Source organism: Falsiroseomonas sp. HW251, assembly GCF_050563545.1.
Taxonomy (GTDB): domain Bacteria; phylum Pseudomonadota; class Alphaproteobacteria; order Acetobacterales; family Acetobacteraceae; genus Falsiroseomonas.
In genome coordinates this window covers 1-11,440 of record NZ_JBNXUM010000064.1, presented here as the reverse complement: position 1 = coordinate 11,440, position 11,440 = coordinate 1, and the positions used below count along the sequence as shown (strand labels likewise).

The 11,440-nt window shown below is 73.3% G+C and carries 8 protein-coding genes and 1 other RNA gene; 2 read left to right on the top strand and 7 right to left on the bottom strand.

The window, feature by feature from the left end; all coding sequences use genetic code 11:
- The 7 genes from ftsL to ACLF3M_RS34865 form a co-directional block, all read right to left on the bottom strand.
- Positions 1-408, bottom strand: a 408-nt coding sequence (gene ftsL, locus ACLF3M_RS34895) for a cell division protein FtsL (RefSeq protein ID WP_430661628.1), incomplete at its 3' end; no start/stop codon positions are given.
- Positions 405-1,349, bottom strand: coding sequence for a 16S rRNA (cytosine(1402)-N(4))-methyltransferase RsmH (gene rsmH / locus ACLF3M_RS34890; protein ID WP_430661627.1), 945 nt, complete (start codon positions 1,347-1,349; stop codon positions 405-407). The genes ftsL and rsmH, both read right to left, overlap by 4 nt.
- The gene (locus ACLF3M_RS34885) at positions 1,346-1,822 is read right to left on the bottom strand and encodes a division/cell wall cluster transcriptional repressor MraZ (RefSeq protein ID WP_430661626.1); all 477 of its coding nucleotides are present in this window, start codon (positions 1,820-1,822) and stop codon (positions 1,346-1,348) included. Before ACLF3M_RS34885 ends, rsmH begins: the two co-directional genes overlap by 4 nt.
- Positions 1,823-2,178: 356 nt before the next feature.
- An RNA gene (rnpB, locus tag ACLF3M_RS34880) (RNase P RNA component class A) lies at positions 2,179-2,595 on the bottom strand.
- Between the two features lie 110 nt (positions 2,596-2,705).
- The gene (locus tag ACLF3M_RS34875) at positions 2,706-3,245 is read right to left on the bottom strand and encodes a nucleotidyltransferase family protein (RefSeq protein WP_430661625.1); all 540 of its coding nucleotides are present in this window, start codon (positions 3,243-3,245) and stop codon (positions 2,706-2,708) included.
- Entirely contained in the window at positions 3,242-3,910 is a 669-nt protein-coding gene (locus ACLF3M_RS34870) for an N-acetylmuramoyl-L-alanine amidase (RefSeq protein WP_430661624.1), read from the bottom strand. Before ACLF3M_RS34870 ends, ACLF3M_RS34875 begins: the two co-directional genes overlap by 4 nt.
- Positions 3,911-4,078: 168 nt before the next feature.
- Complete coding sequence (locus tag ACLF3M_RS34865) at positions 4,079-4,852, bottom strand: TerB family tellurite resistance protein (RefSeq protein ID WP_430661623.1); 774 nt, start codon at positions 4,850-4,852, stop codon at positions 4,079-4,081.
- 125 nt (positions 4,853-4,977) lie between these two features.
- Here ACLF3M_RS34865 and ACLF3M_RS34860 point away from each other — a divergent pair, with 125 nt between their 5' ends.
- A complete protein-coding gene (locus ACLF3M_RS34860) occupies positions 4,978-8,586 on the top strand; it encodes a hydantoinase B/oxoprolinase family protein (RefSeq protein ID WP_430661629.1) in 3,609 nt (1,202 codons plus the stop codon).
- Entirely contained in the window at positions 8,583-11,438 is a 2,856-nt protein-coding gene (locus ACLF3M_RS34855) for an AsmA family protein (RefSeq protein WP_430661622.1), read from the top strand. Before ACLF3M_RS34860 ends, ACLF3M_RS34855 begins: the two co-directional genes overlap by 4 nt.
- The last annotated feature ends 2 nt before the right edge of the window (positions 11,439-11,440 follow it).

The following is an 11,440-nucleotide window of genomic DNA, read 5'->3' as shown; positions in this document are numbered from 1 at the left end:
CGCCGCGGCGGGCGCGGCGACCGACGACGGCTGCGCCGTCGCGGCGGCGAGCATCACGTTGGGATCGGCCTGGCGCGGCGCGGGCCCGATCTCGAAGATGTTCGGTGCGCCGGCGAAGGCGACGGCGGCGGGCAGGCGGCGCTCGACGTCGCCCGGCCGGGCGAAGTGCTGGGGCTGCATCCCCTCCAGCGTCAGCACCCGCGTCGCCGTCTGGCGCAGACGCTCCGGCTCGTTCATCAGCGCCCATTCCGCGCGCAGGATGTCGATGCGCTGGCGCGCCTGCTCGGTCTCGCGCCGCACCTCGACCAGCTTCCTGTCGAGTTCGGAGACCGAATGCTTGACGCCATACAGCCAGGCGCCGGCCCCGGCGAAGGCGCAGAAGCAGAGCAGGGTGAAGGGCCGGATCATGCGTGCACCTGCGCAGGCGTCAGTCGTTCGATCGCGCGCAGCCGCGCCGAGCGCGCCCGCGGATTGGCCGAGGTCTCGTCCTCGCCGGGCTTCAGCGCCTTCGGCGTCACCAGCGCGAAATCGGGCGCGGCGCGCGCCAGCATCGACGCGGGGTCGTGGCGCGAGGCGCCGCCCCGCTTGCCCGCCGCGTCGGTCATCGCGCGCTTGACGATCCGGTCCTCGAGCGAGTGGAAGGCGACGACCACCAGCCGCCCGCCCGGCGCGAGCAGGCGCATGGCCGAGACCAGGCCGCGCTCGACCTCGCCGAGTTCGTCGTTCACCGCGATACGCAGCGCCTGGAAAGACCGCGTCGCGCCGTCGATGCCGGAGGGATCGCGCGGGACGGCGCGGCGCACGATCTCGGCAAGTCGCGCGGTCGTGTCGATCGGCGACTCGCCGCGGGCGCGGATGATCGCCTTTGCCACGCGGCGCGCGTGCCGCTCCTCGCCGAACTCGGCGATGATGCGTGCGAGTTCCGCCTCGGGCAGCGTGTTCACGAGATCGGCCGCGGTCGGGCCTTCCCGCCCCATCCGCATGTCGAGCGGCCCGTCCGCGCGGAAGGAGAAGCCGCGCTCAGCCTGGTCGAGCTGGAAGGAGGAGACGCCGAGATCCATCACCACGCCGTCGAGGCTGGTCACGCCCTGCGCCGCCAGGCTCTCCAGCATGTCGCCGAAGCAGGCATGCACGAGGTGCAGGCGGCCGGGATGGCGCGCCGCCAGCGCCGCGCCGCGCGCGATCGCGTCGGGGTCGCGGTCGATCGCCCAGAGCGTGCAGTCCGCGGCCGCGAGGATCGCCTCGGCATAGCCACCGCCGCCGAAGGTCGCGTCGAGATAGGTGGCACCGGAGCGAGGCCGCAAAGTCGCCAGCACCTCCTGCAGCATGACGGGAACGTGACCGCTCATGGCATGGCGCGCGGAGTCGTGTGGAGAGGCGTCGCGGCGAGCGTGAGACGTTTTTCGCGCACCCGCGCCTTGGCCTCGGCGACATGGGTCCTGGCGGTGTCGGCGTCCCAGATCTCGAAGCGGTCGCCCTTGCCGAGGAAGGCGACATTCTCCGAGAGCTTCACGTCCTCGACCATGGATTCCGGGAGAACGAGGCGGCCCTCGCCGTCGAGGCGCAGCATGGTGCTGTCCGCGATCAGGCCGGCTTCCAGCGTCTCGCGCTCCTCGCTGAAATGCTCGAGGGCGAGGATGCTGTCGAGCATCTTCTGGAACACCGCGCGGGACCTCGCCTCGATACAGGGATGCTGGTGGGAGATGCGGAAGACGAGGTGGGAGGTGTCGGCGGATTCGAGCTCGGCGCGGAAGGGCGCGGGCACGGAAATGCGGCCCTTGCGGTCCAGCTTTCCGAAATGCGTGCCCACGAACTGGGTCATCGCGTCTGCTGTCGCCCCCCGACGGCGCTGGGGCCGTCGTCCCCCGCTCAGCGGCCGGCGGGGCCCCCCGACCCCACCGGCTCGCCCGACCATCCCCCGACGTGCCCCAGATGCCCCCCCGAGCGAGGCTCCGTCACGGGATGGCTTGGGATAGCATGGGCATTTCCGGGATCACAAGCAGAAAACACGGGACGACGCGGGAATGCGGCTGTGAAAAACCGTCTCTTCTCAGGCCGTTAAGGAACGACTCTGAGATCCCGCCTTGATTGTATACTGAACATTGCCCGCGATTCCTGGGCTTCGTTGTTTGTTCTCAGGGTTGGGGACGTTTCGGGGATGACCTGTGGAGGAAAGCTGGCGCCGGGTGGCCTGTAAGCCGGGTTCTGTCCGCGCCTTTCGGCGTTGGACGACCATTCCTCTGGACCCCGCGTCGCCGCGGGGTTCACGCGGCCAACCCGGGCGGCGGGACGGGAATGTCCCTGCGTCAGCGGTTGCCCGCCACGCCGGCCGCCCCTATTCGGCCTTGCTCCCGGTGGGGTTTGCCATGCCGCCCCCGTTGCCGGGAGCGCGGTGGGCTCTTGCCCCACCCTTTCACCCTTGCCGCGGGGAGGCCGAGGCCTCGCCGTGGCGGTCTGCTCTCTGTGGCACTTTCCCTGGGCCTCGGGCCTGCGCCCTCTGCCCGCCGGCCGTTGGCCGGCACCGTATTCCCGTGGAGCCCGGACTTTCCTCCAGCCCCTGCCTGCGCAGGAGCCAGCGGTCGCCCAGCCACCCGGCACCGAGGGGGGTGTCGCGCCTGGGGGCGCGCGGGTCAAGCGCGCCTGGGGGCGCGCGGGTCAAGCGCGCCTGGGGGCGCGCGGGTCAAGCGCGCCTGGGGGCGCGCGGGTCAATCCGGCAGGACGACGCGAAGCGCGGGCCAGCGCTCGCGCCAGCGCTTGGCAGCCAGCCGGGCGCGCAGCGCGGACCGGTCGGCCGCATGGGATGGCGTGGGACGGATGACGAATCCCATCAGGTCGTCCACGCCATGCGGCGCCAGGATCTCAATCCGGCCCCGGGCCAGCCTGGCCGCAACGGCGGTCGCGGTTTCCGGCCAATGCGCCAGCGCATCCGCCAGGTCGCGGTAAGGCGCGTGGCCGTTCCAGGGATGCGCGCGGACCTGGTTCACCACCGACCAGGGCAGCGGACGCGCGGCGCGCAGCGCGGCCTCGAAGGCGGCATCGGGCGGGGCGTCCGCGTCGTGATGGACGACATCGATGTCCGCCAACGCCGCCACATCCGGCGCCCGGCCCGACAGCGCGTCCCAGACCGCGTTGCGCAGGAAGCCCGCGCCGATCCAGGCATGGCGCGGTCCCGCCAGCGCCGCCGCCTGCAGGACATCGAGATGCCCGGGGCTCGCCGCCAGGATCGCGGCGAGGCGCGCCTTCACAGCAGCGCCGCGACCGCGTTCAGCCGCGCCAGCGTCCCGCCATCGGCGATCCCGTCCACCTTCTCCTGCCGCCAATGCCGCTGGAAGGCGCGGAGCAGCAGGGGCGGCGGCAGGTCGGTGCGGTAGCCGATCGCGCCGAGCAGCGTCAGCGCATCGCCCTCCGCCGCGCCGTCCTTGGCCGGCCAGAGCCCGACGCCGTTCGCGGCCAGGCCTTCCCAGTCGAAAAGCTCGCCGGGATCGTCCTTGCGGTCCGGCGCCACGTCAGAATGCGCGACGACGTTCCGCGCCGGGATCGGGTGGCGCTCCAGGATGGCCAGGCACAGCTCGCAGACCGCGGCCATCTGCAGCGCGGGAAAGGGCCGGTAGCCCCATTCATGGCCGGGATTGACGATCTCGATCCCGACGCTGCGGCTGTTGAGGACGGTGTTGCCGCGCCAGGAGGAGACGCCGGCATGCCAGGCGCGGCGGTCCTCCGGCACCAGGCGGAAGACCGCGCCGTCCTCCTCCACCACATAATGAGAGGAGACGCGCGAGGCGGGGTCGCGCAGCCGGGCGATCGCCGCCTCGCCGGTCCGCATGCCGGTGTAATGCAGGATCATCGTGTCGATGGGCGTGCCCGCGGGCCGCTCGTCGTGGTTCGGGCTGGGCAGGTCGCGGATGCGCAAGGGATCAGCCGACTGACACGCGCCGCCGGAAAGCCCCCTCCACCCGCAGGGGGGAGAGGGTTGGGTGAGGGGGGCATTGAAGAAGAGCAGCGCGCGCCATGTCCTCGTCGTCCCCATTACCCAACACTCTCCGCCATGAGTGGGGGAGAGTGCTTCTCACGCAATCCGCTACAGCCCCCGCTGCCGCTTGATCCGGTCCCAGGCCGCGTTGATCTCGGCGACTTTCTTCGTCGCGCGCACCACGAAATCTTTCGGCACGCCGCGCGCGGCCAGCGTATCGGGGTGGTTCTCCCGCATCAGCTTCCGCCAGGCGAGCCGCACCTCGTCATCGGTCGCGGCCTTGGTCAGGCCGAGCACGGCATAGGCGTCGTCGGTCTGACGCTGCTCCTCGACCCGGGATCCCTGCTGGCCGCTGCCGCCCTTGGCGCGTTCCCAGGCGCCGGCATCCAGCCCGAAGCGGAGGTGGATGCCCTGCAGCACCGGCAGTTCGCCGCGCGTGATCGGGCCGTCGGACCGCGCGATGTAGAAGAGCGCGGCCAGCACGTCCTCGAGCATCGCCCGGTTGTCGGCGAAGGCCTCGCCGAGCTTCTCGGCGAAGGGCTCCCAGCCCTCTCCGTCCTGGCGCGCCTTGTCGAACATCTGCCCGACCTCGCGGAGGTTCTCGGGCGGGATGCGGAACATCGCCTTGAAGGCGTCGATCTCCTGCCGCTTCACCGGCCCGTCGGCCTTGGCCAGCTTGGCCGAGAGCACGATGACCGAGATCGCGAAGAGCGTGTCCTTGTTGCCGAGCAGCGCGGCGAGGTCGGCGGCGCCGGGGCCGATGCGCGAGCCGATCGCGCCCTCGTCCGCGGCATGGCCGAGCGCCGCGCCGACCACGGCCCCGAGCGGACCGCCCGTCAGGAACCCGCTGACGCCGCCGATGATCTTGCCCCAGACTCCCAAAGCGACCCGCCTGCTGCCTTCGCCGCCGGTCCTAGCACGCCGCCGCGGCCCGCTACAGGGCCGGGGGCCGTTGACGCCATGGCATGGGGCCGACAGAAGCGGTCCATATCGCAGGGGTGGATGGCATGGCCGGCTGGCAGTTCTGGATCGACCGCGGCGGCACCTTCACCGATATCGTCGCGCGCGATCCCGCGGGCCGGCTTTCCACTGCCAAGCTGCTGTCGGAGAACCCCGGCCGCTACCGCGACGCCGCGGTGGCCGGCATCCGCGCCTGCCTCGGCCTGGCTGCCAGCGCCGCCATCCCGTCCGGCATGATCGAGGCCGTGAAGATGGGCACGACCGTCGCCACCAACGCACTGCTGGAGCGCAAGGGCGAGCGCGTGCTGCTGCTGGTCAATCGCGGCTTCGCCGACATGCTGAGGATCGGCAACCAGGCCAGGCCGCGCCTGTTCGACCTGAATGTCCGCCTTCCGGAACTGCTGCACGAGCGCGTCGCCGAGGTCGGCGGCCGCGTCGCGGTGGACGGGGCGGAGATCGAGCCCCTGGACGAGGACGCGGCCCGGGCCGCTCTCGCCGAGGGCTTCGCCGCGGGCATCCGGGCGGTCGCGATCGTGATAATGCATGCCTGGGCGCATCCAGCGCATGAGCTGCGGCTCGGCGAGCTGGCCCGCGAGGCCGGCTTCAACCAGGTCTCGCTGAGCCACCAGGCAAGCCCGCTGCCGCGCATCGTGCCGCGCGGGGACACCACGGTGGTGGACGCCTATCTCTCGCCGATCCTGCGCCGCTACGTCGAGCAGGTCGCGGGCGAACTGCCGGGTGTCAGGCTCTATTTCATGCAGTCGTCCGGCGGGCTCGCGGAGGCCGCATCCTTCCAGGGCAAGGACGCGATCCTGTCGGGGCCGGCGGGCGGCATCGTGGGCGCGGCGCGCACGGCGGGGATGGCGGGGCTGGATCGCATCATCGGCTTCGACATGGGCGGGACCTCGACCGACGTCGCGCTCTATGCCGGCGAGTTCGAGCGCGCCTTCGAGACCCAGGTCGCCGGCGTGCGCATGCGCGCGCCGATGATGGCGATCAACACGGTGGCCGCCGGCGGCGGCTCGATCCTGAGCTTCGACGGCGCGCGCTTCCGCGTCGGGCCCGAAAGCGCCGGCGCCGTGCCCGGCCCGGCCTGCTATCGCCGCGGCGGGCCGCTGACGGTCACCGACGCGAACGTTATGGTCGGCAAGGTCCAGCCGCGCCATTTCCCCGCGATCTTCGGGCCGGACGGCGATCAGCCGCTCGACGCGGCCGTCGTCCGCCAGAAGTTCGAGGCGCTCGCGAGCGAGATCGCGGCCGCGACCGGCACGCCGCAGTCACCGGAAGGCGTGGCCGAGGGTTTTCTCCGCGTTGCGGTCGCGAACATGGCCAACGCGATCAAGCAGGTCTCGATCCAGAAGGGCCACGACGCCACGCGCTATGCCCTGCAATGCTTCGGCGGCGCCGGCGGGCAGCATGCCTGCCTGGTGGCCGACGAGCTCGGCATGGAGACCGTCTTCATCCATCCCTTCGCCGGCGTGCTGAGCGCCTATGGCATGGGCCTGGCCGACCAGACCGTGATCCGCGAGGCCGCGGTGGAATCGCCGCTGACCGAGGCCGCGATCCCCGACCTCGTCGCGCGGCTCGACGCGCTGGAGCAGGCCGGCCGGGCCGAACTTGCGCGCCAGGGCGCCGATCCCTGCGCGCTGTCGGCCGCGCGGCGCCTGCACCTGCGCTACGAGGGCACCGACAGTTTCCTGCCCGTCGCCTTCGCCGACCATGCGGCGCTGGTCGCCTCCTTCACCGACGCGCATCGCCGCCGCTTCGGCTTCGCGACGCCCGAGCGCCCGGTCATCGTCGAGGCCTGCGTCGTCGAGGTCACCGCCCCCGGCGAGAAGGTGGACGAGGCCGCCCTGCCGCCGCGCGCGGCGGGCGAGGCGATCCCCGTCCTCGACACCGTGCCGTTGTTCAGCGGCGGCGTCGCGGATCGCGCGCCAGTCTTGGACCGCGCGGCGCTGCACGCCGGCGACCAGATCCCCGGCCCCGCGCTGATCCGCGAGGCTATCGCGACGACCGTGGTCGAGCCCGGCTGGACCGCGGAGGTCACCGCGCTGAACCACCTGATCCTGCGCCGCACCGAAGCCCGCGCGGCGGCGCGCATCGCCGACCTCTCCCGCCCCGATCCCGTGATGCTGGAGCTCTTCAACAACCTCTTCATGAACATCGCGGAGCAGACGGGCGCGGTGCTGCAGAACACCAGCCTCTCCGTGAACATCAAGGAGCGTCTGGATTTCTCCTGCGCGATCTTCGACGCGACGGGGCGGCTGGTCGCCAACGCGCCGCATGTCCCGGTGCATCTCGGCGCGATGGGCGAGAGCGTGCGCACGGTGATCCGATCCCGCGGCGCCACGCTGAAGCCCGGCGACGTCGTGGCGCTGAACAACCCCTACAACGGCGGCACGCACCTGCCCGACGTGACGGTCATCACCCCGGTCTTCGACGCGGCGGGCCGGCAGATTCTGTTCTTCGTGGGCTCCCGCGGCCACCACGCCGATATCGGCGGCCTGACGCCGGGCTCGACGCCGCCGGGCTCGAAGAACCTGGAGGAGGAGGGGGTCGTCATCGACGACTTCCTGCTCGTGGACGGCGGCCGCATCCGCGAGACCGAATTCCGCGAACTCCTCGCCTCCGCGAAGTATCCCGCGCGCAGCCCCGACGTGAACGTCGCCGACATCAAGGCGCAGGTCGCGGCGAACGAGAAGGGCGTGCAGGAATTGCAGCGCGCGGTCACAGAGTTCGGCCTGGAGACCGTCCGCGCCTATATGCGCCACGTCATGGAGAATGCGGAGGAGAGCGTCCGCCGTGTCCTCGAGCGCCTGCGGGATGGCAGCTTCGAGACCACGATCGACGACGGCACGCCCTTGCGCGTCGCCGTCCGCGTGGACCGGGCGAACCGCCGCGCCGTCATCGATTTCACGGGAACGGGGCCCCAGCGCCCCGACAACTTCAACGCCCCCGCCGCGGTCTGCCGGGCCGTCGTCCTCTATTGCTTCCGCTGCCTGGTGGGCGAGGACATCCCGCTCAACGATGGCTGCCTGGTGCCGCTCGAGATCATCGTGCCGGAAGGCACGTTCCTGTCGCCACGGCCCGGCGCGGCGGTGGTCGCGGGCAACACCGAGGTCAGCCAGATGACGTGCAACGCGCTGCTCGCGGCGCTCGGCGCCTGCGCCTCGGCCCAGGCGACGATGAACAACCTCCTGTTCGGGGACGCGGTCTACCAGTATTACGAGACGGTCTGCGGCGGCACGGGCGCGGGGCCCGGCTTCCCCGGCACCTCGGCGGTGCAGACGCACATGACCAACACCCGCATGACGGACCCCGAGGTGCTCGAACTCCGCTACCCCGTGCGCCTCGAGGAGTTCGCGATCCGCCGCGGCTCCGGCGGCGCCGGTCGCTGGCCCGGCGGCGACGGTGCGCGCCGGCGCATCCGCTTCCTCCGCCCAATGGAGGCGGTCATCGTCGCATCGCGCCGCACCGTCGCGCCGCATGGCGTGGCGGGCGGATCGCCCGGCGCGCCCGGCGCGCAATGGGTCGAGCGTCTCGACGGCAGCGTGCATCCCATGAAGGGCCAGGACCGCGCGTCGCTCGCGGCCGGAGAGGTGCTGGCGCTCGAGACGCCGGGCGGCGGCGGGTGGGGCAGCCCCGCGGCGGGATGAGGAAGACCGGCTTCGCGCTCGGTGGCCTGGTCCTGCTGGTCCTGGCCGCCCTCTGGATCGGGCCGCGCTTCGTGGACTGGGGCTCCTGGCGCGGGCGGCTCGCCGAGATCGCGTCCGACCGGCTGGGCCGGCCCGTCACCCTCGACGGGCCGATCGAGGTCGAGATCCTGCCGAGCCCCGTCATGCGCGCCGGCGGCGTCACCATCGCCGAGGCGCCGAGCGGCGAGGGCGGCGGCTTCAGCGTCACCGCGCGGACGCTGCGGCTGCAACTCGACCTGCTGCCCTTCCTCTTCGGTCGCCTCGCGCCGCGCGACATCGCGCTGGTCGGCGCGGAACTCACGCTGCCCTGGCCGCCGGGGCCGCTGCTGGCCTTCCGTCCGCCCTCCTGGATCACCCAGCTCGATGCCCGGGTGGAGGACGGCCGCGTGCGCCTCGGCGAGACCGTGCTGGAGGGCGTGACCGCGCGGCTTTCCTCGGGCGGCCTTTCGCAAGCCATCGAGATCGCCGGCGGCTTCAGCGTCTCCGGCCGCGTCGCGCGCTTTGCGGCGACGCTCGGGCGGCCGGGCTGGGATGGGATCGCGCCGCTGGAATTTTCGCTCTCCATGCCGGAGGCATCGGGCCGCGCGCGCGGCGTGCTGGTGCCCGATGGCGGCTTCGAGGGCACGATGGAGGTCTCCGGCCCCGACCTCGCGGCGCTGCTGCCGAGCCCCTCCGGCGCCTTCCGCGCCGCGGGCAAGCTCAACGCCGCGGCCGACCTGATCGCGGCCGACGACCTGACCATCGACCTCGGCGGCGCGCCGGCCCGCGGCGCGGTCGCGCTGCGGCTGGCGCCGGCGTCGCGGCTCGATGTCGCGCTGATCGCGAGCCGGCTCGAGCTTGATGGCTGGGTCGCGGCGCTGCGCTCCGGCGCAGCGCGGCCCTGGCCGGTCTCGGTAGACCTCTCGGCCGAGGCCGCGGGCTATGCCGGGATGACGCTGCGCCGGCTGCGGGGAGCGGCCTTCCTCGAGGACGGGCGGCTCACGCTTTCCGACGTCTCCGTCGTGCTGCCCGGCGAGACGGAGCTCGATTTCGCCGGCGCCACCGCGGGCGGGCGGCTCGAGATCGGGGCGCGCTTCGCGGGCCCGGATGTCCGCGCGACGCTGGCCGCGCTCGGCCTGCCGGTGGAGGAGCTGGACGCCACGCTGCTCCGCCGCGGCGAGGGGCGCTTCCGCCTGGTGATCGAGGAAGCCCAGATCGCCATGCCGGAGCTCTCCGCGAGCTTCGAGGCGCTGCGGCTGTCCGGCGCGGGGACGCTGCGTCATGGGGCGCGGCCGGCGCTCGGGCTCGGGCTGACGCTCGATCGGCTCGATGTCGAGCGCTGGCTGCCGAACGGGCTCGACATCCAGGCGGCGTCGCGGGCGCTCGGCGCGATGGACCTCAACCTGCGCCTTGCGGCGGAGCAGGCGCGGTGGGGCGAGGCGGTGCTGGAACGCGGCGCGCTGGACGCGGCGCTGGAGAATGGCCGGCTGACGCTGCGGCGCCTGTCGGGGCGGCTGGCCGAGGCCGACATCGCGGCGTCGGGCACGCTGACGCTCGGCGCGCAGCCGCGGCTGTCGGACGGCAGCCTGGAGGTGAACGGCACCTCCGCGCGCGGCCTGGTCGCGCTGCTGCCGGGCAGCTGGCCCGACCGCACCGCCATCGCGATGCTGCCGGTCTCGCTGCGGCTCACCGGCAGCGGGACGCCCGAGGCGCTAGCGCTGCGCAGCACGGCGGAACTCGGCGAGCTGCGGGCCGAGGCGAACGGCACGCTCGACCTGCTCGGCGCGAAGGGCGGCGCGACGCTGACGCTGCGCCATCCCGGCGCGCCGCGGCTGCTGCAGGAGGCCTTCGGCGCGGACCTGCCCTGGCTGGGCGAGGGTTCCTTCTCGCTAGTCGCGCATGTCGCGGCGGGGCCGGACCGCATCGCGGCCGAGAGCTTCGAGATGGTGGCGGCCGAGCTGCGCGCCGGCGGATCCCTCGCGCTCGCGCAGGGGGCGCGGCCGCGGCTGACCGGGCGCATCGCGGCGGAGCGGCTACCGCTGCCGGCGCCCGAACTGCGCGGGACCGACCCGCTGCCCTTCGCCGCGCTCGCCGGCTTCGACGCCGAGGTCGCGCTGGAGGCCGGCCGGATCGAGGCCGGCGGCGCGGTGCTGGAACAGGTCTCGGCGGCGCTGCGGCTGGCCGAGGGGCAGTTCGTGGCGGAGCGGCTTCGCGCGCGGCTGGCGGGCGGCGCGCTGGAAGGCGCGGTCGCGGTGAACGTGCGCGCGGCGCCGCCGCGGATCAGCGCGGAGGTGAAGCTGACGGATGCGACGCTGGCGGAGCCGCTGCTCGGCCTGCCCTATGACCTGACGGCGGGGCGCGGGGACGTGACGGCGAGCCTGTCCGCGGCGGGCCATGCGCCGGCGGGGCTGCTGGGGTCGCTGGATGGCGGGATGCGCATCGCGCTGCGCGACGGGGTGGTGACGGGCTTCGACCTGGCGGCGGCGGTGGCGGGGAGCGGCCTGCCCTCGCTGCCGGAGGCCGAGGCGGCGGTGCGGCGCGCCCTGACCGCGGGCGCAACGGCCTTCGAGCGGCTGGAGGCCAGCGGCACGATCGCTTCCGGCCGGATCAGGGTCGACGAAGGGCGGATCGCGGCCGAGGGCGGCGCGATGGCCGGCGTGTCGGGCAGCGCGGACCTCGCGCGCGGGACACTGGACCTGCGCATCGGGGTACGGCCGGCCGCGGAGGGGGCGCCGGAACTCGGCCTGAGCGTGACGGGACCGGCCGGGGCGCCGCGGGCGCTGCCGGAGACATCGGACTGGGCGCGCTGGCGGGCGGAGCAGGGGTCATTTTAACG